The organism is Mesorhizobium sp. M1E.F.Ca.ET.063.01.1.1, assembly GCF_003998155.1.
Lineage (GTDB): Bacteria > Pseudomonadota > Alphaproteobacteria > Rhizobiales > Rhizobiaceae > Mesorhizobium.
The window spans coordinates 1-24,836 of record NZ_RZSC01000006.1 but is presented as its reverse complement, the minus strand read 5'-3'; the positions used below and the strand labels follow the sequence as shown (position 1 = coordinate 24,836).

Below are 24,836 nucleotides of genomic sequence, written 5' to 3'. Positions count from 1 at the left end.
TGAATTGGGGATCGATGCTGCGCGCCGGGCAGCAGGCCGCTGGGTAATTACTCAGAGCAATTGATGCCGGTACTTGCGCCGATCCATGTAGACCAAGTAGGCTCGGCGGATATGAATTGGAAGCCTATATTGGCGAACCTTGGGTTCTCACCCACCGAACACCTGCACGAAGCCGTGAATTGACTTTACCGGATTTGTCGGCAGCTGCTTTCTGGACGATTTTTCTGCGTCCTGCACAGACTTGTGATGGACAGGAAGATCGAGCAGTCAGGATAAGGACCGCGCAGCTTAGGCGACGAAAGGACCGGGCGGACGGCCTCGTGAGCGCCACCGCCACGACGCTCGGCTATCAGACGCATTCGGCCATATCGCGCAGGCTTCAACTCGTCTCTTAGCTCAAGGGCACCAGTGTAAATACGAATGTAGGGTTCGTAAAAATCAAACAGGCGGATCAGTTCTCAAGTGCTACGTCTTCGAGGGGCCGCGCGCCTTGGCGTCAGATATTGAAACTCGACTTACTGTAGGGCCGCAGACATGCTCCAAGTAGCAAAGACCGATCATGGCACTCCTCAATTGCTGCGTATGGTGAAGTCACGTTCTGGCAGCACAGCGCCGAAGATCGTCATCGTAGGTGGTGGTGTTGCTGGGCTGGTTCTCGCCACCCGACTAGGTGATACGCTGGGCCGCCGCGGAAGAGCGCGAGTGACCTTGATCGACCGCAGCTGGGTCCACGTCTGGAAGCCAATGCTCCACACCTTTGCCGCTGGCACCTGGAACATCTACCAGCAGCAGGTGCACTACCTGGCGCATGCGCATGCACATCACTTCGAATATGTGCCTGGGCAGGTGGACTCGATCGACCGCACGGCTCGTCACATTCGCTTGGCGCCGCTGAGGACAGGAACCGAAACACTCGCTCAGGGCGGCGATCTGGACTATGATCTGCTCGTTCTCGCCTTCGGAAGCCGCGCGAACGACTTTGGCACGCCTGGCGTGGCCGAACACTGTCAGTTCATCGACAGTCAGGACCAGGCCGAGGGCTTCAATGCCCGGCTTAGGGCGCAGGTAGTGCGCAGCTTGGCCGAGGGCGGCCATATCGATATTGGCATCGTCGGTGGCGGTGCCACTGGTGTGGAACTGGCCGCGGAACTCAGCAGGATGGTCGAGCTGGCTTCGAGCTACGGCGGCACCGACATCCGCCACCGATTTCGCGTGACCCTGCTGGAATCCGGACTGCGCATCCTCGGCTCATTTCCGGAGAAAGTTTCCACCTCCGTGTTATCGGAATTGCGAAAGCTGGGTGTGGACGTGCGCAGCGGCGTGAAGGTCGTGGGTGCCAATCCGGGTGGTTATCTGCTCGACGGCGGCGAGACTATTCCTGCTTCGCTGAAGGTCTGGGCAGCGGGCATCCGTGCCTCGAGCAGCTTTGACCAGAGCGGGTTGGAATTGAACCACGCCGGCCAGATCGTCGTGGGCGCTGACTTGAGGGCCAAGGGCGACCAGCACATCTTTGCATTGGGAGACTGCGCGACATTTTTACCTGAGGGCGGAGAGCGACCTTTGCCCGCAAGTGCACAAGTGGCCAGTCAGCAAGCGCTGCATCTCATCCGCCATTTGCCGGCGTTCCTCAGAAAAGGCACGCCGGTGCCGCCATTCAGATTCCAAGATTTCGGCGCATTGGTAGCGCTCAGCCAATACAACGCCTTCGGTACATTGGGCCGCTTCGGATTTTTCAAGGGTGGCTTCATCAAAGGTCGGTTCGCACAGCTTACTCACGCCGTGCTCTACAGGCGCCACCAGCTCACACTTCACGGGCCCTTCCGCGCGGCCCTACTGTGGGTGGCCGAGCGAATCAACGCACTCGTGCAGCCCCGGATCCGAATGAGTTGACAGCGAATTGTGCGTCGGGGCTGGAAGCAACCTACCAGCATTAGCGGTGCTCACAATATCGCCTGGCGTCGGCGCCTCACCGCTAGCACATGCATGCGCGACTTGGATACAAGCCCAGCCTCCAGAGTTCAGCATGACTCGGGAAAAGGCCTCCCTTCGATCTTGTCCCAGCACCGCAGTCTTACGTGGAGGAGCCGATGCTTGATCGCGATATCTGCGGCTCCGGCAACCGGCGCCGGAAACGGCAAGAGAGTCGGGGAGAGAACGTTGCCCGCATTCTCAGTGCAGCACGGACTTTGTGCGCGATATACGGCTCTGGCAAGACCAATGTAAGCGACATCGCGAGCTACCTCGAAATGTCGCCGGCAAATGTCTACAGGTTCTTTCCTTCCAAACTGGCGTTGTACGATGCGCTTGTTGCGCGTGTACTCGAAGACACTTTCCCGATCATGCAATCCAATTCCGACAGGTCGACGAGTGCCCAAGCGCTTCGAGAGTTCATCCTCGGATTGCATCGAGGTTTATATGCTCTCATGCGCGATCAGGAAAAGCTCTTCGAGCTGCTCACCGTCGCCGACGACGAGCGCTGGCCAGCCTTTGAGGCACATGCACTAGGCGTGAGGGACGTCGTCGTTGAACTTGTTCAAAAAGGTGTCCTCGCAAAGGAGTTTCGCGAGCAAGACAGTCTTCGGGCGGCTGAATGCCTTTGCGCGTCAGCTGCCGCACTCTTGGAGCCGAAAGCGATCAAGACCTTCCATTTCAGGCGTTCGCTCATCAGGCCCGAAGACTTAATTTCCTTCGGCGTTGAGGCTCTGCGGAACAGGCCCGTCAGTGCCGGCGACTATGCGGCGCCCTGACTGGAAGGCAAAGTAGCTCACCACGTTGGGCTCCTTTCCGGGAACCGAGAGCTGACAGAAGGCTGCTAAGACCTCGGCGAATGGGCCGGACCTGAGGCTACGAGTCGGCCCCTCATGCAGGCCGCTCCGCGCGACTGAAAGGTTACCTCAGGAACCGACCTCGCGTTCACCCCGAGCGATCCGGAACGCCGATCACCCAACTGCCGGCGGACATTGTCAGGCCGACAACTTTGACGGCTCGACCCGCGGTCTGCTCCCGCGCCTAGGCCGCAACCGACGCCCGGTGTGTGGCTCGGCTGCTTTTGAGATCGTCTCCCTCGTTCACTTGCGGGCACCAGGGCCGCGGCGGGGCGAGAGAGGCAACTAAGTGATCGATGAACCTTCGCACCTTGAGCGAGACATGCCGAGTATACGGATAAACGGCGGAAATCGTGTCGGCCCGAGCTTTGATGTGGGGCATGGCGGGGATTAGAGTTCCTTCCCGAAGTGACTCGGCTGCCAAAAATTCAGGCAACAAAACCAGCCCCAATCCAGCGATCGCCATGTCTTTCATTGCCTCGAAATTGTTGGCTACAATTCGGCTGCGCATCAGAACGGGTATGGGTCTTCCGCATTTTCCATCATTTTCGAACTGCCAAAGGTCGCTGGCGCGAACATGCGCGTAGTCGATGCGGGTGTGGTTTGCCAGTTCAGCGATGCTTTTCGGCAAGCCGAAATTTCTCGAATATTCGGGACTGCAGCACACTATCCGTGCGTATTCGCAAAGCTTGCGAGCCTTGAGGCTCGACTCGTTCAACGGTCCCATCCGTATGCCGAGGTCATAATTGCCCTGAGTCAGGCTCACCGGCCGGTCCTCGTAGTCCACCGCTATTTCCAGATCCGGATGTTGCCTAGCAAACTCGGCAATGATCGGCCCAAGAAACTTAGTCCCGAACGACACTGGAACGGCCATCTTGAGACGGCCGCTCAAGCCTTCAGTCCGGTCGGATACGCCTTCAGTTGCTTCGGCCATGGCTTGGACCAGCGGAACAATTTGCTCGTACAAAGAGCGCGCACGTTCGTTGGGCTTGACGCTGCCTGCGGACCGACGAAACAGTTCTACGTGCAGTGCCGCTTCGAGATCACTGATGCGCTTGCTTACTACTGATTTCGACGTGTTCAGACGGGTCGCTGCGGAGGTCACGCTTCCGGCTTCGACTACATTTATGAACGTGAGAATGTCCTCGAAACGCCATTTCATGGTTCGCTCTTGCCTTTAGAGGCTGCTGTTCTAGCCGTACCGCTTACGCGGCGATGAGGAAGCAGGACCGTCCTACTCTACGTTTCCCGCTGTCCAGGTGATGTCTTATTCAGTGCTGCATGTGCAAATCCATCAGCTCAGCCGGCAGAACCATATTCTGGTTCAGGTCGGTCATGATCCAAAGCGAGCCCGCGACGACCAAGATTACAATGAGAACCCCGAAGGCCAGTGCGAGCACTTTGTTTGTGTCTTCCGGCCCAGTGGAGATGTGCAGGAAGAACACAAGATGAACACCCATCTGAGCAATCGCCAATACCGACAATCCGAGCGGAACGCCGGCAGACCAAAGTATCGACGTGTTTGCAGCCCAGAACGACGTCGCAGTTAGAACTACAGCTAAAAATAACCCGATTATATACATGCGATTTGTATTTTCCCGAGAAACCTCGCCTGTGTCATCGGACGCATGATCGTGTTGCATTGCGCTCATTGGTGCACCCCAATCAAATAGACGACCGTGAATAGCCAAACCCAGACAATGTCGAGCGCATGCCAGAACAGGGCGAAACAGAGAAGGCGACGCTCTACAGTCGCGCTAAACTGCCTGATTTTGACCTGCACCATCATCACCAGGAGCCAGACCAAGCCAACAGCGACGTGGAGCCCGTGGCAACCGACAAGGGTGAAGAAGGCAGAAAGAAATGCGCTGCGCTGTGGCGTTGCGCCGACCGCAATCATGTGGGCGAACTCATGAAGCTCAAGGGCGAGGAACGCACCGCCAAGCGCAAACGTGAGTAGAGCGTAGAAATAAGTCGTGCCGAACCGCCGCGAACCGATGGCCAAAGACATTAGCCCGCAAGTGAAGCTCGAAGCGAGCAGGCAGGCGGTCTCTATCGCAACGCCCGCCTGGTCAAAGAGCTGGGCGCCGTTCGGACCGCCTGCAGTCGCACGCGAAAGGGTCGAGTAGGCCGCAAAGAGGGCCGAGAACATCACGATATCGCTGAGGAGAAAGATCCAGAAGCCGTAAGTTACGACGATCCGCTTCGGAGCGTGACTAGCCTCCCTTGCAGGGACCGGGATATCGCGTAGGACATGGCCGTCGAGCGCAACAGTGATGTTCATACTGCCACCTCTGCATGTCGGACTTCTTCGAACCTGGCGATCTGCTCGACGGTAACTTCGGTGTCTTCTTTTTCGCGGAAGGCAAAGGCTAACGTCGTCAGAAAAATCCCCAAAACGCCCAGCTCTGCCAACCACCAGATGTGCCAGATCATTGCAAACCCAACTACCACCGCAAAGAATGCGGTGACGAAGCCGACAGCGCTGTTGGCCGGCATCTCGATCGGCTCGTAACCGCTCGACTCAGCCGTCTGCGCTTGTTCAATGTGGGCTTCCTTTTTTTGCTTCCAGAAAGCGTCAGTATCCGTGACCACCGGGAGTGTCCGGAAATTCCACGCCGGCGGCGGTGAGGCGGTCGCCCATTCCAGAGTGCGACCATTCCATGGATCCGCCGCCGCTTTGAGCGTCTCGCGGGCTCGGATCGAGACGACGAGTTGAACGATCTGGCAGACGATCCCTGCCAGAATGACCACGGCCCCGACCGCAGCTGCCAGCAGCCAAGGCTGCCAGCTGACCACGTCATAATGCTGCATGCGTCGGGTCATGCCCATCAGACCCACAACGTAGAGCGGCATGAAGGCAAGATAGAATCCGATGAGCCAGCACCAGAATGATGCCTTGCCCCAGCGTGCGTCGAGCTTGAAGCCGAACGCCTTGGGGAACCAATAATTGTAGCCCGCCATCACGCCGAACACGACACCACCTATGATGACGTTGTGGAAATGAGCGACCAGGAAGAGGCTGTTGTGCAGTTGGAAATCGGCGGGAGGTACTGCCATCAACACACCCGTCATCCCGCCGATGACGAAGGTCACCATAAATCCCACCGACCAAAGGATCGGCACCTCAAAACGGACGCGCCCGCCATACATGGTGAATAGCCAGTTGAAGACCTTCACGCCTGTCGGTACGGCGATGATCATCGTCATGATACCGAAGAAGCCGTTGACGTTGGCGCTGGCACCCATCGTGAAGAAGTGGTGCAGCCAAACCAGGAACGAAAGGACGCAGATTGCCATCGTCGCCGCCACCATGGACCGATAGCCGAACAGCGCCTTGCCAGAAAAGGTTGAAACAACCTCCGAAAACACGCCGAACGCAGGCAGAATCAGGATGTACACTTCAGGGTGGCCCCACACCCAGAACAGGTTGATGTACATCATTGCGTTGCCCTGATCATCGACCGTAAAGAAATGAAACCCGAGATACCGGTCGAGAAGCAGCATCGCGAAAGTAGCGGTCAAGACGGGGAACGATGCGACTATAAGCAAGTTGGATGCAAGCGCTGTCCAGCAAAACACCGGCATGCGCATGTAGGTCATTCCCGGAGCCCGCGTTTTTAGAATAGTGGTGACGAAATTGATGCCCGTCATCAACGTCCCTACACCCGAAATCTGGAGCGACCAAAGATAGTAGTCGACGCCAACACCGGGAGAGAATTGCAGCTCGCTGAGCGGCGGATAGGCGACCCAGCCGGTCTTTGCAAACTCACCGACCACCAGGGAGATATTCGTCAGAAGTATACCCGATGCCGTCAATCCCAAGCCGATCGAGTTGAGTGTCGGGAAAGCCATGTCCCGGACGCCGAGCTGCAGGGGAACGACAAAGTTCATCAGCCCTATCACGAAAGGCATCGCCACGAAAAAGATCATGATGGTGCCGTGCGCGGAGAATACCTGGTCGAAGTGCTCGGGCGGCAAATATCCTTGCGCGTCTCCAGCCGCGACGGCCTGTTGTGCGCGCATCATCAACGCATCTGCAAAGCCCCGCAGCAGCATTACAAGCGCCAGGATGACGTACATTACGCCGATCCGCTTGTGGTCGACCGAGGTGAGCCACTCCCGCCACAGATATGGCCAATGCCCCCTAAGGGTGATCCAGCCAAGGATGGCCGCGATGACCAAGATCATGACGAGGGAGACACTCATGATGATCGGTTGGTGTAACGGAATCGCGTCCCAGCTCAGCTTGCCAAGTATGCTCATCTTTCCCTCATCGACGTGCGGGTGCATATCTCTTCATGATTCATTTCGGCGGCTACGATGCGATCGAATAGCCCTGGCGTAACTGCTCGGTATGTGACCGGCGCGATCCCTGCGCTTGGCTTTGTCAGATACGTGTAGGTGCCCGCGTCGAGTGCAGAACCTTCGTTGCGCGCTGCCTCGACCCATCGGGCGAAGCTTCCCGCGTCAACGGCATCAACGTCGAAATGCATATCCGCAAAGCCGTCACCGCTGAATTGCGCCGACATCCCACGGTAAGTCCCTGCATGGTCCGCCTGCAATTGAAGATGGGTGAGCATTCCCGACATCGCGTAAATCTGGCCACCGAGCTGCGGCACGAAGAAACTGTTCATCACGCCCGCCGATGTCACCTCAAAGCTGACCGGCCTGCCGACGGGAATCGTCAATTGATTGACGCTCGCGATGCCCTCGTCGGGATAGATGAAAAGCCATTTCCAATCGAGCGAAACGACCTGAATGGTGACGGGCTTCATGCGAGCGGGAAGCGCCTTGCCCGGATCGAGTTCGTGCGCGCCAAGCCAAGCAACGCCCCCAACCAGAAGCACAGTCATGAGCGGGATGGACCAAACAAGCACCTCGAGACGGCCCGAATGGTTGAAGTCCGGCAGGTACCGGGCCCGCGAATTCGACGCGCGATACCAAAAGCCGACGGCTAGAATGGCGACAATCGTCGGGATCACGATCGCCAACATGATGCCGAGCGAATTGAAAAGAATTTGCCGTTCGCCGACCGCAACCGGCCCTTGCGGATCGAGAATCCCTTGCGCGCTAGCACCAAGGGGTAAAATCGCCAAAACGACAGTCAGTACTGATCGAATTCTGTGCATTTAGTGACCCGTTGGAATAGCGCGCTAGTTTTCACCTATACTTTTAAGGCATTGCGCTATAGATGCATTCACAGTGAGGCGTTGCGCTCATCGGCGTCTAGATTGCACCTAAGCTTAGTAAGAATTGATTGCCGCCAAGTGCGATGAACGCGACCACCGCCATGATGAGTCCGCGATGGAATCGGGTCTGCTTGATGACCCTGGCGCGCGAGGTCATAAGCAATTCGGCGGCAAGCACCGACGTCCAATCGGACTTCAACGCCTGGTGGACAAGGGCACGGACATCGGCAAAGGACTGGGGATCCACATAGTAGATCGGCGGGACGGCCGAGGCACCGGACATCTTGCTTTTGAGCTCCCTCTCCGCGCGCCGTCTGCTCGGATAGAGCACCTGGCCGAACTGGACGATCGGCATGATGACTATCCCCCAGACACCTGCATAGAACAGCGGCCCGATCGGCGGATGTGACGGCAGGAGGTCGCCAAAGCGCAGCGCCAGGTTGAGGGCGAGGATATAGCCCACGCTGACGATTTGAGCCTTCGTATCATAGGACCGCACAACTGAATGCGCTTCCTGCAGCGCAGCAAGAAGCATGTTGTCGACATACTCACGCGTGATCTCCCGGGGTTCAGAAAACATCGTGGCTTCCGATTCAAGAAAGCGGTCACGAGAGTTGGGGGGCGAATTCAACATGGCTGTTCACCAGGGGCCGGAGTAACCAATCCCAGCGGAAACCCGGACTTCGAGAACGGTTATCCCCACGTCGCCGCGAACCGAGGCCACCATCATGATCTCCATCATCGAGCCATCAGCCCGGCTCACATCTCAAATTAAACTACTAAGTCATTTCGACGATCTAGTCAATATGAGAATTGCGGATCCAAACGCCGTGGCGAATAAAGGGGTCGGCCTGGCCGCCAGGTGAACGCAAAGCAACCAAAGGCCCTTCGCCGAGCGCGGGATGAAAGCCGGCGATCGTGCTGCCCGGCGCTCTTGTTCTGCCTTCCATTGGCGCAGATTGACGAGTTGTTCGCGCCTCGGATCTTTTGCGTAGTTCATCTTCCCGTCCTTTCGGCGAGCTCAAAAACGCAAGGCCCTTGAGCCTATGGTTGACCTGCAAACTTTGCCGGCTCGTGAGGCCGCCTCTAGATCATGCCAATCGCAAGGCCGGCACCAAGCGCGACGCAAGCCGCGCCCGCCCCGCGCACCAGGCCGTGCAAGCGCGAGCCCAGAGCAAATGCGGCGGCTATGCCGAGACCGTGCAGCAGCGCAGTAGACACTCCGAAGCCGGCCATAAATTCGAGCCCGCCGGTTCCGGCTATGACCTCCGTGCCGTGCGCATGGCCGTGGAAAAAGCCGAAGGCCGCGATAGTGGCGACCCCAGCCGGCACAGGAAGGTCCACGGCGAGCGCAACCATCAGGCCGAGCGCGACGGTCGAGGCGAGGATCGCCGGCTCGACGAAAGGAACCGGTACTTGTGCCATGCCGAAGCCGGCACCAACGAGCATTACAGCGACAAAGGCAGCCGGCCACGCCCAGATGGCGCGCCCACCCTTCTGGGCCGCCCAGAGTCCGACGGCGATCATGACGGTCACATGATCTAAGCCGGAAAGTGGATGACCGAAGCCGGCCGAGAAGGACGATGTCAGCCCAGCGCCGACATGGGCTTGGGCAGGCAAGACCGCTCCGGCAAGGGCGATCGTCGAGAGTATTGCGCGTTTCGTGGTAGACAGCATGATGTGGACTCCTCGTTCAAGACAATGGAATGCCGGACACGCTTTGGCGCTGCGCGGAGCAATGGTGACGCAGTTTCCATCTTGGCGAAGGCTGGCACGCGCGGGTGTTGGGAGGAAATCTCCGCTGCAATTCCAGCCCGAGCCGCCGAAACCCTCCAAGAATTTTTGTAGATGGAGCCACTCCACTATGTAACCAGCTCCATGTTTCTGCTTGAAATACTATGGTCCTCTAAGGTTTTGCGCCATTGTCACGTGGTCAACTGCACTAATAGAAAACCAAAGAGCGCGTCACGCGACCATTCGGATGCGCTGCCCAAATTATACTTCTGTATACCGAGACTGACCGACTGCGCCGTGCGAGCTGCGCTGCCGCAGCTCAGGCCGGCCGCCATCGGAGTGAAAAAGTCGGATTCGCCTGCATATGTTGCTGGAGGCGACAGAACTTCATCGCAAGGCGCCCATAATGTCCTCCGGCCAGTCATCACGCTTGGTCGCGCACGATCCGAAGCACCAGACTTCACGTGTCTAGGGTCGGCAGTTGCGACTTGCCGCACATGTGATCGACTTGATTTGGGTATGCCTGGAAAGGCTGCCTGTACGGGCAGCATCGAGCTTTTCCTGCCGCTGCACAACCGCAGTCACATAGACTTGGTACGCCGCTGCTGTGTAAAATGACTTGAAACAGCGCCCTTGGAGCGCATCCTTGAAGCTCGAAACTGCGCCATCCGCGCCTGTGGCGTCACGATGGAACCGTTCCGCTAGGCTCCTTCCCATCGCGACCGCCGCGCTGGCGGCCGGGACCTTTATTGTCGACACGGTCGACCCAAATGATATCTCTTTCCCGCTAGCTTACATCGTGATCGTGCTCCTGGCCTCGCGCTTTTGCTATGGAAGGGACCTTGTACTCGTCGCTGCAGGGTGCATCGCACTTCTCGTTTTGAGTTATCTGATCTCGCCTCCGATCGGGCCAACACAAGATGCCTTGATGCGTATGTCTATCAGGAGCATTGTGATCGCAGTGACGGCATATCTCGTCCTGCAAAGCCAATCGGCTCAAGCGGGCGAGCGCGAGAAGGCCGCCCTCCTCGACCTGACGAAGGACACGATTTTCATCCGCAACATGGACGACGTGATTACTTATTGGAACCGCGGCGCTGCTGAATTGTACGGATGGAGCGCGGAAGAAGCCATCGGGCGGGTCACGCACGACCTTTTGAGAACGCGCTTCCCCGCACCACTCACCGCGATAAATGCAGAATTGCACTCCCTCGGACGCTGGGACGGCGAACTCGTCCATACCAAGCGCGACGGCTCGGAGCTAGCAGTGGCGAGCAGATGGGCCCTCCAGCGCGACCGGCAAGGCAACGCGGCCAGCATATTGGAAACTAACAACGACATCACCGAGCGCAAGCGGTCAGAGGATGCCCTCCAACTCGCGCAGGCTGAACTTGCGCATGTTGCGCGCATGAGCACGTTAGGCGAACTTGCCGCTTCGATCGCCCACGAGATCAACCAGCCACTCGCTGCTATCGTGAATGGTGCCGGCGCCGGGCTGCGCTGGTTGGACAGACAGCCGCCGGACCTCGATGAGGCGCGGCAAATGCTTGCCCGCATTCTGAAGGACGGCAACCGCGCGGCCGAAGTGATCGGTCGAATCCGCGCTTTGGTCAGCAAGTCTCCGGTCAAGATGGATCGGCTCTCCTTTAACGACATCGTCCTCGATGTAATCGCGCTAGCACGCGGCGATATCGAGCGAAATCGAGTTGTGGTCCGTACCCAGCTCGCGGACGATTTACCGCCCATCCTAGGGGACCGGGTCCAACTGCGGCAGGTGCTTCTCAACCTTGTTACCAACGCGATTGAGGCGATGCACGATCATGACCCCCGAGAGCTGGTGATCACTTCCGGAAACGACGAGGCGCAGAACGTCGTCGTGTCGGTGCGCGATTCAGGCCCGGGGCTCGATCCGGAGACTGTCAACCGCATCTTCCAGTCCTTCTTCACGACCAAGACGGAAGGGATGGGAATGGGACTGTCGATTTGCCGGTCCATCGTGGAAGCGCATGGAGGGCAGCTCTCAGCTCGCGCAAACGAACCGCACGGCGCCCGCTTCGAAGTCGCGCTTCCCCGAGAGGAGGCACAAACCAGCACGGCGCAGCTGCGAGCCACGCAGCCGCGTTGACTATACCTTCGTATAGTTCGTATCTCCTTTTGATCAGCTAGGGATCTCAGTAGATTAGAAGCGTTCACGGCGAGCGAGATTGAGAGTTTCGAGGTTGGAGCGAGAGGCAGTCATTGTCGTCGTCGATGACGACGAGTCGGTTCGGGAAACCACCAAGGGTCTGATTAGATCGGTGGGATTCTCCGCCGAGGTGTTTGGCTCTGCGGAGGATTTTTTGGCTTCCGACCATATTGGCCGTACTGATTGCCTGATTGCTGATGTCAACATGCCCGGCATGAGCGGGCTCGATCTGCATGAACGTCTCGCGGGAGCCGGCAGGACTATTCCGACCATTCTGATCACCGCCTACCCCAATGAAAGGATTCGGAGGCGCGCTCTGGATGCCGGAGTGCGCTGCTACCTGCCTAAGCCCTTTGCCGAAGGCGATCTGCTGGGCTGTCTCCGTGCGGCCTTAGGCCTCGGTATTTCCAATCGTTAAATCGTGCGATCGGTCCAACCCGATCTTCAGCCTGTCGGCCATCCGCGCCAACTCAGGCAGGGAGGCAGCTTTCATTTTTTTCATCACCTGCCCGCGATGAACTTTGACCGTAATCTCGCTGACGCCCAATTCGTAGGCAGTCTGTTTGTTTGCCCGTCCAGCCACCACCAAGGCCATGACCTCGCGCTCACGCTGACCGAGGCTCTCGAAACGGATGCGCAGCTCTGTCAAGGACTTTTCGTCGTCCAGCCGTATCCGGTCCCGCTCGAGGCCCAACTGGATCGCGTCGAGTAGGTCCTGGTCGCGGAATGGCTTGGTGAGGAACTCGATCGCGCCATCCCTCATCGCTCGCACGGTCATGGGGATGTCACCATGTCCGGTGATGAAAATTATCGGAATATGCATGTTGTCGGCCGCGAGGTCCCGTTGGAATTCGAGGCCACTGCGTCCGGGAAGCCGGACGTCGAGCACGAGGCACGCGGGCCCCTCAGGGCGACCGCCAGCAAGGAATTCGCGGACGTGGCCGAAAAGCTCCGCGTGCAGGCCTACCGATCGCACAAGGCTGCCTAGCGTCTCGCGGACTGCCGGATCATCGTCGATGACGACAACGGTCGATTGTGGGTGGGCCACCTCGATGCTCAACGCCTATATTATCCGTACAAATTATGACACTCGGGCTTGCGCCCATCAAGCTCCATCCTATCCCTACGATTGCCTGCGGGCATTAGGAATGCGTGCTGGCAGGAGCCGAACGAAGCGCTACCGCAACTGAAGGGTCGCGATAGCGAAGGCAATGAACCGGCTCGCAGGCCTATTTTCTCCAGGGTAGAGTTGCCCTCTAGCTTCGTACCGCCGACCGGCGCCTATTTGGCCCGCGCCGGCTGTGCAGTGACACCCAGGCTGTCCGCCATTCGAACCAGATCAACCAGAGACTTCGCCCGCATTTTCTGCATGACGTGACCGCGATGGACCTTTACGGTCACCTCACTCAGACTCGTTTGACCTGCGATCTGCTTATTGACGCTGCCGGTGACCACCAAGTGCATGATCTCTCGCTCGCGGGCCGTCAGCGTATCGTAGCGCGTGCGGAGGTCCGCGATCAGCTTGGCCTCCTCCCGCCGAGCGCGATCCCGCTCGATCCCAGCATGGACTGCGTCCAGCAACTCCTGTTCGCGGAGCGGCTTCGTCAGAAACTCGATGGCGCCGGATTTCATTGCTCGCACAGAGATCGGAACGTCGCCGTGGGCGCTTATGAAAATCACAGGAAGTTGAATGCTTAGATTCTGGAGAATTCTCTGCATTTCTAGCCCACTCCGCCCGGGCAGCCTGACGTCGAGGATAATGCACCCAGGAGCGTCGGGGCGCTTTGTGTCCAGAAACTCCTGACCAGAAGCGAAGGTCTGCACCTCGAGCCCGACTGAGCGTAATAGATCCCCGACGCCCTCCCGGACCGACACGTCATCATCAATGATGTAGACAATGTCCTTCATCTACGCGCCCCAACTTCGATCCGATCATGCCGGCACGTCGGATGCTGGAGCTTATTGCGATTTCGCCTCAACTGGCAACGTGAACTGAAAAATGGCGCCACGAGGGCCGTTTGGCATGGCCCAGAGCCTACCGTTGTGAGCCTCGATGATTGAACGGCTGATGGTCAGGCCGAGCCCCAAACCCTTTGGCTTGCTGCTGTAGAAAGCCTCAAACATTTCCTCGATCTTCGCAGAGTCAATCCGCGGCCCGCTGTCACGCACCGCCACTAGGACGGTGTCGTCTGCCGACGGCTCGGTACTTATCGAGAGCTCGCGTGGTCCTATCGGATCAGCCGCCATAGCATCCTTGGCGTTCATGAGTAGGTTGAGAATGACTTGCTGTAGCTGGACTTGGTCCCCCAGAACCACAGGCAGATTGTTCGACAGTTTAGTGGTTAGCGAAACGGCGGCCCGTTGCAGGTCCGTGGTTATCAAGGCGATCGTTTCCAAAACGACGTCGTTGATGCTTAACCACTCGCGACGTTCCGGCGATTTCTTGGCCATTGCCCGTATCCGCTCGATGACCTCCGACGCCCGGAATGCATCACTGACCATCCGCTCCACAGCGCGACGAGCGGAGATGATGTCGCGTGGATCCGCGTCCAGGTAACGAAGAGCCGCGTTGCCGCTGCCGACGAGACCGGTGAGAGGCTGTCTGACCTCGTGGGCGATTGAAGCCGCAAGTTCACCCATCATGGTCAACCTACTGACATGAGCCAGTTCGGCTTGCGCGAGTTGCAGGGCATTTTCCGCCTGCTTGCGATCAGTGATGTCACGCACGAGTGAAAGACGAAACCACTCTTGTCCCAGTTGAAATCTGCCGGCGCGAATTTCGACCGGAAATACGGTCCCATCCTTTCGCCTGTGGAGGGTCTCGAAAGTCGTCGTCTGTCCGGAGTCCACATGATCAACCACCTTCGCCAGTGCTTCTTGGTCAAGACCCCCGTCAAAGTCGCGCGGGTGCATTCCAATCAGCTCCTCGCGGCTGTAGCCCAGTGCCTCGCAGGCTTGCCGGTTGACGTCTATGACGGTCAGGTCGTCGGCATGCAGGAAAAATGCGTCGGTCGCGTGATCGACAAAAGTTCTGAAGCGGGACTCACTCGCTCGAAGTCGTTCCTCACCCTGCTTGCGCTCAGACAGATCGAGCACGAAAGCGACAGCCTGGTTCGTGCTCCCTTCGAAGCTTGCTTCGCCAATCAACACCGGCACGCGGGAGCCGTCCTTGTGCCGGTACTCCTTTTCGAAGGGTTGAACGCTACCGGTGGACTGCAGCTCGGCCTCAGCGTCGGCGTCACGATCCCGCCATTCCTCCGTCGTCAGTTCTGAGTTGGATAGGCGTCCGCCGAGAAGGTCGTCGCGACCATAACCGATCATGCTGAGGAAAGCTTCATTCGCTTCGACAATTCGGCCATCGATATCCCGGATGAAGATCCCAATGATGTTGGCCTCGACCAGTCGACGGATCCGACCTTCGCGTTCCTCGAGATCGCGGTACAAGCCGGTATTCACAAGCGCCGTTGCCGCTTGCGAAGCTAGTATTTTGAGCACTGCCATTCGTGCCGGCGCGAACACGCGAGAGGCGAGATTATTTTCAACGTAGAGCACACCGGACAGCGCGCACTGATTGAGCAAGGGCATACAGAGGATCGATAGGCCAGGATGCTGAATGAGATATGGATCCTCGGCGAATGCCTCATTGCCGGTGGTGGAGTCTAGGATCACGCTTTCCTTCGTGCGCATGACATAGCGAAGCACCGAACCTGGCAACCTGATCGATTCAAGGGATTCGTCGCGCAAATCAACTTCGATCGCGTTACCATTCGTTATGGCCTCGGCCATCAAACGCGGTTCGCTTCCTTGCGACCCGATTAGCAAGCCTCGCTCGCCTCCCGCTTGCTCGAGGGCAATCCTCAGGACTGTCTCAATAAGTCTCTCAAGGACGATCTCGCCCGACACGGCCTGCGAAACATTGATTACCGTCGCGAGGTCGAGATGCTCCACCGGTGCTTCGATCGTCCCGGCCGCAGCGGCTGCAGTTTCTTCGGTCCGCAACTGTGGAAAGAGTTCGTCGAGTTGCCGTACCTTGCCGTCGGCTCCCCAGCGCTGATAGGCGCGACGAGCATTCTGCAGGTAAAGCGCGGCAATCTGATCGAGCCCGCGCCTACGGTAAAAGGCTGAAGCCCGATCGTAGGCGATCGCTTCGTCGTTAGGCAGCAAGTTCGTTCGGGCAAGTTGAGCGGCCTTTTCGTACAGGCGTTCCGCGTCCAGCGTCCGGTTGTCCAATCGCGCGCTCTCCGCTCCGAGCAGTGCTGCGCGGCTCCCAAAATTCTCTGGGCAGTGCTTGGACCACTCCTCTAGCTGGCGACGGTGGTCGCGCAGATCCTTTCGGTGGTGAGAGCTATCGGGAGCTGAAACTGCGTCGCAAAGTGCAGCCAGCGAAAGGCCGGCGTAGAAATGGTATTCCGCCCTCTCGAAAATGGCAGGTGTCATCCAAAGGAGGCCCTGCGCTTTCGAGGCCGCTTCAAGCGCGGTGACGTATTCGCCGGCGAGCCAGCGCGCCTGCAGCTTGCGGATCCAGTACAAGCAACTACCCGGCCGGTCGTCGATATCTTGCTCGAATTGAGACTCGTCGAAACCTGTGTCGTTGAAGCAACCGAACACCGGCGTCAGTCCACGAAGCGTTCGCACGAGTTGCAATTGCCCGGTAATGAAGCCGACAACCACGCCGAAGCCGGCCTGGCGCGCGAAGTCCAGACCGGCTTGCGCGTCACGTTCAACTTCGGCAAGCGGCTCACCGCCAGCAAGAAGATAGGTCAGCAAATTGTTGCGGCTCAGCACGGCATATGTGAGATCGCCTACTTGCTGCGCCGTGTCAAAGACACGCTCAGCGAGTGCGCGTCCCGTTTGCACATGCCGTGGCGAGGACTTAGCGAGGTTCCCGAAAGCGAGGTAGACACGCGCTTTGAGGCGATCCATTCCAGGTTGCTCGACCAGGTCCAAGCCGAGGAGGCCGAATTGGAAACCGGCCTCGTACCTGCCGAAATATGGTCCCAGCACAGTGCCTACTGCGGTGTAGGCATAGGGCGTGGTATCGCTGTTCCCGTATTTCAAGCTGACGTTGCCCATCCGTCCGATCACGAGGCAGCGCAAGTTTTCGTCAGTGAACAAAGCCGGGGTTACGAGCGAGGTAAGGACATCCATGGTGGCCAGCGCGACCGGATCTGCCATTGGGGGCAGGTCGAGAAGCGCTTCAATCGGACGGTCCCCGAGCTGTTGGAACAGCCGCGTGTATTCGCGGCGCACACGATTTCTGGTGGGATGAGCCGTCCACCGAATGCCAACGCGATGCAGATAGTCGAGCCCGACCAAAATGGCCAAGTCACTTCGACCAAGGCTCATGGAAAGGTCCACTCGCAGCCGAGTGACGCGGGCAAGATCAGTTAGGGCCGTGGCACGGCGCGACAAGGACGCGAGTCGCCCCTCCGCCTCCGCCGTAGAACCAGTGAGGAATAGGCACTCGGCTCTCAGCAGCTCGAGCGCGAAGGCAAGCTCATATCGTCGATCCCACGCATCGTGTGGCAGCAAGGCGGCTCCCAAGCCTGCATAGGTCAGCGCGGAAGCGTATGCCGCCGACGCCCTTGCGCGGCGGGCGGCAGCGAGGTTCAGGTCGGCTAGGCGCTCGCGCTCCTTGCCCGAGATGATGAGCGCCGTTCCTCGATTGAGGTGGCCGACAATCTCGAAAATGTGCTCTTCACGTGCCTCCGGAGGAGTGTGGGCGAGGAGCAGGCGACCGATCGACAGATGTGCCAAGACCCGTTCGTCTTGTGGAACGAGCGCGTAGGCGGCCTCTTGAACCCGGTCGTGCAGGAACCGGTAAGAAACCTGCTCGCGCAACACCAGCCCGGCCCGTGCCGCAGCCCAAAATGAGGCGTGCACAGCTTCGTCGCTATCGCCCCGGATCATGGTGAGCGTATCGATGGTTGCCTGATTGCCAAGGGAGGCCAGCATGTGCAGGGCACGTTGAGTGGGGGCTGGCAGGCGCCTGAGCTTACCGAGCATCAGATCCGCAACATTGTCAGCATAGCCCTTCGCTCGAATGCCTTCGAGATCCCAATTCCAGCGCCTGTGGCCACGATCGAAGCCAAGTAGTCCTTCCTCCGGCAGGGCCAGGATGAACTGAAGGGCAAAGAAGGGGTTGCCAGCGCTCTTCTTGTGCACCAGTCGTGCAAGCGGCAGGACACGGTTGCTTTCGCAATGAAGAGCATCAGCCAGCATCCGACATATGTCGCTCAGCCTGAGTGGGGTCAGTCCGACCTGATGCACTCGCCCCCCAGCTTGCCGGATCGCGGTCAGCCGCCGGATCAGGGGATGGGAAGGCGCGACCTCGTCGTCGCGATATGCACCGATCAAGAGGAGGTGGCACAAGTCCGGGTGCGTGGTCAGATCCTCAAGCAGGTCGAGCGTCGCAGCGTCAAGCCATTGAAGGTCGTCCAGAAACAACGCCAGCGGATGCTCCGGTCGGGCAAACACCGCCAGCAGATGTCTTACGATCAAATGGAAACGGCGCTTGGCGTCTTGTGGTGCCAACTCCGCGACGGGCGGCTGTTGTCCGATCAGCAGCTCGAGATCCGGGACGAGCGTCGTCATCAGCCGTCCGTTGGAGCCCAAAGCTGCAGAGAGTGCTGAGCGCCAAGGATCGAGCTCGGCATCGCTCTTGCCCAGCAGTGGCCGGAAAAGGCCCCGCAGCGCCTGCGCCAAGCTCGCATAGGGAACATCGCTCTGGTTCTGGTCGAACTTGCCTGATGCGAAAAGCCCACGCGATGGCACGAGCGCGCGATGGAGTTCGTTGATAACCGTCGACTTGCCGGCGCCGGCCGGGCCGGAAATCAACACCAACTCAGGCCCGCCCGCTGCAACAACTCGGTCGAAGGCGGCAAGCAAGATGGCGATCTCACCCTCGCGACCATATGGCTGCTCAGGGATTAGCAACTTGTCGGGCAGGTCCTGGGTGGCGAGTGGGAAGTCCTCGACCCACCCGCGCCCCTCCATCTCGGTCAGGGCGTGTCGCAGGTCGGCTTCTAGCCCGCCGGCGGTCTGGTAACGCTCCTCGGCGTTCTTGGCGAGCAATTTCATGACGATTGCCGAGACTGCGCGCGGCACTTTCGTCGCACCTTCTGACGGTGAGACGGGTCGCCTGGCAACGTGACAGTGGACCCATTCCATCGGGTCCGCAGCGGAAAACGGCAACCTACCGGTCACCATCTCGTAGAACGTAACACCCATCGAGTAGAGGTCGCTGCGCGAGTCGACAGAGCGGTTCATGCGGCCCGTTTGCTCCGGCGCCATGTATGCCAGGGTGCCGGCAATTACCTCGGGAGGTTCAGGCGCTTGGCGCTCGCGCGTAAGGTGCGACGCCAGGCCGAAGCCGGTGAGTCGAACCTGACAGTGTGCTTGGCTCACCAGGATGTTTGCCGGCTTGATGTCCCGATGAATGAGACCACGCTCATGGGCCTTGCCTACCGCTACGGTGATGCCGATAGCAAACCGCAGGAAGGTCGAAAGCTCGATCGCCCTTCCCTCCTTTCGCGGTGCTAGCAACTGGCTGAGTGGCACGCCGCCGCAGTCTTCCAGGATAAGAGTGCTATGGCCGGCGTCCTTGTTGAAAGCCAGCGGCTTCGCTGCCCATGCGCTGTCGAGCTCGTCGCGAAGCGTGTACTCATGTGCGAGCCTGTCAAGGCTAGCGCGGGTGGGGAGCTCGGCCGCGAGCCGCACAACCAGAACGGGCTGCGGCCCTTTTTGATCCTGGAGCATTTCGCGCGTGAAGATGCGATCGCCCTCGTTCCAGACGGCGTGGTGTCCTTCAAAAAGACCAGCCTGTATCCTCGCCCGCCCAGGTTCGGCAGCGTCTCGCCTGGTGTTTGCGATTTTCCTGGCGCGCCTTTTCCGGACACCTTGGACGGAGTCGTCCATCACCACACGGCTTTCTTCGCATCTGCCCTCGCCTCAAGCTCCGAGACCGGCATCAGCAGTTCTGGTCAGCGTTCCATCACTTCTGCTTTGTGTCAACGCGCTCCGCTCGCGGGGCGACCCTCTTACAAGGGTAGCCGCGCCGGTTAAGCGGGCATGTTGTTGCGGTCAAAGTGCACACCGGCGCGGCAGGTTGGCTCTGGCGGGGGATTCCAGAGGTTGCAGGAGATTAACACTGCTGCGGCTGCGGTCGGTATTATGCCGAGGTATGACGGGCTAGCCTTTTGGATGAAGTCTCTAAACCCTCAATGACCGCCCGGACTAGCCTGGATGCAGCCCGTTTAAAATCGCGAGATGGTGGCGCGGCGTGAAGTTGGGATTGCTTCGGCGTTCAGAGTGGCTGCAGTCGCTGGGCTGGAACTCTCGGCACCCTCGATGTGAATGATGGCTTCTTGGATATCGTAGTAGACCGGCATGCCGTCGTGAATGCCGTCGATGATATCCGCTCAAGACTAGATGAGTTAGATGACATCGGATGCCTCAGTGGCCGCCCGCCTCACCGGTGGACCGATCGGCGTATCTCTGCTGCGTATCGATCGTTCTTGACGACAGAACCTCGCGGAGATCCATATTGCTGGACCATGTAAGTCGGTAGTTGGGCAGTCGGGGTTTTCCTATGCAGCGGATTGACTCGAATGGCTTTTGAAAGCGACCGGTAGTCGTGAGCGTACCGAACGGGAGCCCGGCCCATCCCACTCAGGCGCGAGTATCCTCCATGGGGTGTTTGTCTTGGCGTCCTCCCAGCACATCTTTGAGCAGAAGTAATATCGGACGGGTCGCCCGTAAAAAACGCGGCAGCATGTTATACACATCATTGTAGCACCTTCACATATTCGACTCAGGCGGGTAGCCGGCACCCCCGAGCGGCATGTCGGCAGGCGCAACCCAATAAGCGACGCAGCGGCCATGCAGTCGCCGACGATGTAACGTTGGCGATTGGGGCTCGCCGCCGGCCCTTCAGGCAGGTCGCACCTCGGCGACTTCTCTACATGCGGGCATTGACGACCCTATAGTCGCGAGTTGCGCTGGAGGGGCAGTCGTTTTGATTCAAGCTGAAACTTGCGCTGTGCAGATGCGGGGCCAGGTCCGCGCATATAATGTAGTTCCGGCCTGTAGCTCGGGGCCACCCACTCCCACACCGCCGTCAGGCATCTTTCGAGCAGAGCAGAGATTTCCATGATGGTATTCCCTTCGCCGTCAGCATCAGATCATTTGTTCGAACTCGCCCACACGGCGGGCAGCCATAAATCGATCGTGGTGCCATGTCGGGGATTCGTGATTATCGAGAGTCCGCCGCCCAGGCTTTCCACGATCTGCCTGACGCTCGCCAGGCCGAGGCCGGTTCCATTTATCGTAGTCGAGAAATTCGGCTGGCCCCCCATTTTGTGCGTCCGGTCTTCCATGCCCATGCCGTTGTCGCAGACGGAAAGCCGGATCATCCGTTCTGGAAAACCCTTTTTGGTTGAAGGCGGAAACGCCAAGTCGGCAGCAATGGTGATATCCCCACCGGCAGGCATCGCGTCGCGGGCGTCTAAAACCAGATTAAGAATTGCTCGTTCGATGAGCTGCTGGTCGATCATGGCCGGCGGAATACGGTCGGCGACCTCTATGATCATCTGGATGTCAGGGGGCAGGGCGCTCGCAAGAACACCCTCAAGCTGCGTGAGCAGCTGGCGCATATCTGTCGGTTGGGGCATTACTGGTCTCGGGTTTGCAAAATCAATGAGTTGCCGGGCGAGTACCTTCGCCCGAAACGTGCAGTAGATAGCGGCATCGATTTTTCCGAGTTCTCTGCGCGTGCTGTCGCGGCGGTGCTGCAACTCTTCCAATATGTTAACAACCGGTGAGAGCAGGTTGTTGAAATCGTGAACAATCGCTAACAGCAGTACTCGCGGATCAATTTGCAGGTAGGGAGCGTCCGATCCATGAAATTCGGGACGACTGGCGTGCGAGGCATTAAAATCTAGCATGCTTCTCTCCTGACCTTTCGCCATTACTCCCAGGACAGCAGACAACAGGGCGAGTTGCGCCGCCATTGTGCGGACGTATAAACGGCTACCCTTTTGGATCATCGACCAATCGGAATCGACGTCAGAGCATCGGTGAGCCAATTTTCGTGTTGAACAATTAAGTCAATTCGACTAAGAAGTCAAATCGAAAATCGCAAGGCTACGATGCAAAGAAGGCATAACGCATGGCAAAGATCGATTTGGAGCGCAGGGCAGAGATTGGCCGCGAGCGGCGGGCCCGGACTAGGGCGCAGATTCTCGAAGCGGGAGCGTCGCTGCTCGCGGAGAAACCTCCTGAAGGCATTACGATAGATGCACTAGTCGAGGCAGCTGGCGTCGCCAAGGGTACGTTCTACTACCATTTTGAGAGTATCGATGAATTGGCTGCCGCGGTGGGCGCCTGCCTCAGCGAGAGCTTTGATGAGCTATTGAGCCCTGACCGGATGAAATTGAAGGATCCAGTCGAGCGTCTGTCTTTCGCTTTTACCCAATTCCTTGACAAGGCTAGTGCCGATACGGGATGGGCGCGCCTCGTCGTCAAGAGCGCGCAGTCCTCCCCGGAATTCGGCCGGGGCATTCGCGCGAATCTCAAAGCTGACATGGCCGAAGCCCTCGCCCAGCGCCGCATCGCCGTTCAAGATCTGGACCTCGCCGTTGATGTCGTAATGGGCATTTGGCTCCAAGTGACCCGTGGTGTCCTCGAGCGAGGCACACGACCCGGACTGACGCGCCAAGCTGTCGAGGCGGTGCTAGCAGCCCTTGGTGTGACCGAAACAACAGTTAGTGCGAAGGCCGGTAGCGGCAGAGGGGGCTCAAGCAAGTAATGCGAGCGTGTGCGTTCGCCGTGTGGACAGGGCTCGTAGGCTTCGACGACGAGCAAGCGATCTTCGCGCCGGATCAGAGCTAGCTCGATCATAGGGCGATCAGCGGCCACGATCTCGCCGGGCCCTGAGCCTAGCATCGCCGGGAGGTGGTCGACGCAGGCGCCACGACAAATGTAGGAACGCTTACGCCCCCCTCCCCCGGGTCGATTATTGCGTCGCTCGGACTCAAGGCCGCGTTAGAAGCCTAATCTAACGCGGACGTCCTGAAACTGGGTGAAGACAAGGTCTGCTCCTGTGTAGGGTTCGGATGCCGGCCGGCGATAGAGGGCTGCCGGCGATACTCGCTCCGGTACAGACGCGAGCCGCCGTCGGTGCCTGGATAACCACTCCCATTCTCCCGGAAGGGATTCGCAAGTCGCGCACCGTTCAGTCCACTGGGCCTGACGGCGATGGCGAGCTACGGCGTCGTTCGTAGCTCGCCGTTCAATCATGCCTGCAGCACAAGGTTTCCCATTTCCGATCTCTCAGTGGCCACCTCGGCTGAACGGGGTTCGCTGACCCGAAACCAAGCAACATATAAAGCCGGCAGGAAGATCAGTGTCAGCACCGTCGCGACGAGTAAGCCGCCGATGATCGCGAAGGCCATCGGCCCCCAGAAGACAGTCGGCGCGATTGGCACCATGCCGAGCGTGGCGGCGGCCGCCGTGAGCAGAATGGGGCGCGTCCGGTGGATCGTAGCTGTGACCACGGCCTCCCACGGGTGCTTGCCGGTCATCCTTTCAGTCTCGATCTGATCGATCAGGATGACCGAGTTGCGTGCAATCATGCCGGTCAGCGCCAGCACGCCGAGGATCGCGACGAAGCCGAGCGGAGCCTGTGCCAGGAGAAGGGCCGCCACCACGCCGATCATGCCGAGTGGCGCAACGCTCAACACCAGGAACATGCGCTGGAAGCTCTGGAGCTGGAACATCAGGATGGTCAGCACCAAAAGCCCCATGGCCGGCAGCACGGCCATGACCGAAGCTTGGGACTTGCCGCTCTCCTCCACTGAACCTCCGGTCGCGATATGATAGCCACTTGGAAGTGTCGCCGCGAACCTGTCGAGTTGTGGCTGAATGGCCTTGACCGCTGTTGACGGGAGGACCCCGGGCACCACATCGGCCTGCACGGTCAGCGTCGGTACACGATCGCGCCGCCAGAGGATGGGGTATTCCTGGGAATAGTCGAAGCTTGCAATCTGCCTGAGGGGAACCACCCTTCCGCCCTGTAGAGGGATCTGCAGTGAGCGGAGCGACTCAAGGGACGTTCGCTGTGTTTGTTCGGCGCGCGCGACGACGTCGACCAGGTAAATGTCGTCGCGAACCTGTGTCACTGTCGTGCCGGACACGACGGCGTTGAGCGCGGTGGCCACCACCGCGGAACTGAGCCCCAGCTGCCTCGCCTGGTCCTGGTCGACGTGAATACGCATGACCCGAGAGGGCTCGACCCAGTCGAAATTGACGTTGCGCACGCCCGCAGTCTTGCCCACGACATCGGCAAGCTGCATGGCAATCTTGCGAACCTGCTCGGGGTCCGGCCCGTCCACTCGGTATTTCACCGGCCAGCCGACGGGTGGCCCGAGCTCCAGCGGATTGACTCGCGCGACGACCTGCGGGAAACGCGTGGCCAAGGCCTTCTCAAGGCGCGCGCGCACCTGCTCGCGTTCCTTAAGGCCTTTCGTCACAATGACAGACTGCGCGAAGAAGGGATTGGCCAGGGCTACGTCGAGCGGCAGATAGAAGCGGATGGCACCCTGACCGACATAAGTCGAGAAATGCTCGACATCCGGATCGGCGGCGACAATCTCGTCGAGCTGTTGCACCACGTCGCGTGTCGCCAGGACTGAGGCATTGTCCTGCAGCTTCAAATCCATCAAGAGCTCGGGCCGATCGGAGGAGGGAAAGAACTGCTCCGGGATGAGGCGGGTCCCCGCCAAGGCTGCCGCGAATAGGCCGGCCGTGACAAGAATGGTGATCCACTTGGCCCGCATTGCAGCCAGCAGGAAGCGCTTGAACAGGCGCATCGGCGCGCTCAGCGTTTCACTGTGGAAATGC

General features: G+C 59.1%; 18 protein-coding genes. 6 read left to right on the top strand and 12 right to left on the bottom strand.

The genetic code is table 11. The features are described from left to right. The first annotated feature begins 582 nt into the window (after nt 1-582). Nucleotides 583-1,890, top strand: a complete 1,308-nt coding sequence (locus EOA29_RS01725; RefSeq protein WP_127220110.1) for an NAD(P)/FAD-dependent oxidoreductase — start codon at nt 583-585, stop codon at nt 1,888-1,890. Between the two features lie 197 nt (nt 1,891-2,087). After that, entirely contained in the window at nt 2,088-2,747 is a 660-nt protein-coding gene (locus EOA29_RS01720) for a TetR/AcrR family transcriptional regulator (protein WP_127220093.1), read from the top strand. Nucleotides 2,748-3,009: 262 nt separating this feature from the next. On the opposite strand, the gene EOA29_RS01715 is transcribed toward EOA29_RS01720, so the two are convergent. From EOA29_RS01715 to EOA29_RS01690, 6 genes are all read right to left on the bottom strand, one after another. Beyond that, the gene (locus EOA29_RS01715) at nt 3,010-3,987 is read right to left on the bottom strand and encodes a LysR family transcriptional regulator (protein ID WP_127220092.1); all 978 of its coding nucleotides are present in this window, start codon (nt 3,985-3,987) and stop codon (nt 3,010-3,012) included. 109 nt (nt 3,988-4,096) lie between these two features. After that, nucleotides 4,097-4,468, bottom strand: a complete 372-nt coding sequence (cyoD, locus tag EOA29_RS01710; protein WP_245468349.1) for a cytochrome o ubiquinol oxidase subunit IV — start codon at nt 4,466-4,468, stop codon at nt 4,097-4,099. 5 nt (nt 4,469-4,473) lie between these two features. After that, nucleotides 4,474-5,109 (bottom strand): cytochrome (ubi)quinol oxidase subunit III, encoded by a 636-nt coding sequence (locus tag EOA29_RS01705; protein WP_127220090.1) that lies wholly within the window; start codon nt 5,107-5,109, stop codon nt 4,474-4,476. Continuing rightward, nucleotides 5,106-7,085, bottom strand: a complete 1,980-nt coding sequence (gene cyoB / locus EOA29_RS01700; protein ID WP_127220109.1) for a cytochrome o ubiquinol oxidase subunit I — start codon at nt 7,083-7,085, stop codon at nt 5,106-5,108. The genes EOA29_RS01705 and cyoB overlap by 4 nt, the downstream gene beginning before the upstream one ends. Before the next feature lie 2 nt (nt 7,086-7,087). Further along, nucleotides 7,088-7,924 (bottom strand): ubiquinol oxidase subunit II, encoded by an 837-nt coding sequence (gene cyoA / locus EOA29_RS01695; RefSeq protein ID WP_210213102.1) that lies wholly within the window; start codon nt 7,922-7,924, stop codon nt 7,088-7,090. Nucleotides 7,925-8,054: 130 nt separating this feature from the next. Next, the gene (locus EOA29_RS01690) at nt 8,055-8,651 is read right to left on the bottom strand and encodes a hypothetical protein (RefSeq protein WP_245468345.1); all 597 of its coding nucleotides are present in this window, start codon (nt 8,649-8,651) and stop codon (nt 8,055-8,057) included. A gap of 94 nt (nt 8,652-8,745) precedes the next feature. Between EOA29_RS01690 and EOA29_RS41080 the strand changes: the two genes are divergently transcribed. Then, nucleotides 8,746-8,883 carry a hypothetical protein gene (locus tag EOA29_RS41080; RefSeq protein WP_189478785.1) on the top strand — a complete coding sequence of 46 codons (138 nt, stop codon included), beginning with the start codon at nt 8,746-8,748 and terminating at the stop codon, nt 8,881-8,883. A gap of 220 nt (nt 8,884-9,103) precedes the next feature. Here EOA29_RS41080 and EOA29_RS01685 read toward each other — a convergent pair whose 3' ends face one another. Then, nucleotides 9,104-9,691: a HupE/UreJ family protein gene (locus EOA29_RS01685; RefSeq protein WP_127220107.1), complete on the bottom strand. Its 588-nt coding sequence runs from the start codon at nt 9,689-9,691 to the stop codon at nt 9,104-9,106. Nucleotides 9,692-10,397: 706 nt separating this feature from the next. On the opposite strand from EOA29_RS01685, the gene EOA29_RS01680 reads away from it, so the two are divergent. Continuing rightward, on the top strand, nt 10,398-11,876 hold the full coding sequence (locus EOA29_RS01680; RefSeq protein WP_127220088.1) for a PAS domain-containing sensor histidine kinase: 1,479 nt from the start codon (nt 10,398-10,400) through the stop codon (nt 11,874-11,876). A gap of 94 nt (nt 11,877-11,970) precedes the next feature. Next, entirely contained in the window at nt 11,971-12,354 is a 384-nt protein-coding gene (locus EOA29_RS01675) for a response regulator (protein ID WP_127220087.1), read from the top strand. On the opposite strand, the gene EOA29_RS01670 is transcribed toward EOA29_RS01675, so the two are convergent. The 4 genes from EOA29_RS01670 to EOA29_RS01655 all read right to left on the bottom strand — a co-directional run bounded on the left by EOA29_RS01670 (nt 12,328) and on the right by EOA29_RS01655 (nt 21,946). Then, entirely contained in the window at nt 12,328-12,996 is a 669-nt protein-coding gene (locus tag EOA29_RS01670) for a response regulator (protein WP_245468343.1), read from the bottom strand. The genes EOA29_RS01675 and EOA29_RS01670 overlap by 27 nt on opposite strands. Before the next feature lie 221 nt (nt 12,997-13,217). Further along, a complete protein-coding gene (locus tag EOA29_RS01665; protein WP_127220086.1) occupies nt 13,218-13,844 on the bottom strand; it encodes a response regulator transcription factor in 627 nt (208 codons plus the stop codon). Between the two features lie 51 nt (nt 13,845-13,895). Then, entirely contained in the window at nt 13,896-19,853 is a 5,958-nt protein-coding gene (locus tag EOA29_RS01660) for a PAS domain S-box protein (RefSeq protein ID WP_127220085.1), read from the bottom strand. Nucleotides 19,854-21,118: 1,265 nt separating this feature from the next. After that, entirely contained in the window at nt 21,119-21,946 is an 828-nt protein-coding gene (locus EOA29_RS01655; RefSeq protein WP_245468341.1) for an ATP-binding protein, read from the bottom strand. A 158-nt stretch (nt 21,947-22,104) separates the two neighbouring features. Here EOA29_RS01655 and EOA29_RS01650 point away from each other — a divergent pair, with 158 nt between their 5' ends. Continuing rightward, the gene (locus EOA29_RS01650; RefSeq protein ID WP_127220083.1) at nt 22,105-22,743 is read left to right on the top strand and encodes a TetR/AcrR family transcriptional regulator; all 639 of its coding nucleotides are present in this window, start codon (nt 22,105-22,107) and stop codon (nt 22,741-22,743) included. A gap of 487 nt (nt 22,744-23,230) precedes the next feature. Here the strand turns inward: EOA29_RS01650 and EOA29_RS01645 are convergent. Then, a partial coding sequence (locus tag EOA29_RS01645) for an efflux RND transporter permease subunit (RefSeq protein ID WP_145969615.1) occupies nt 23,231-24,836 on the bottom strand: 1,606 nt, incomplete at its 5' end.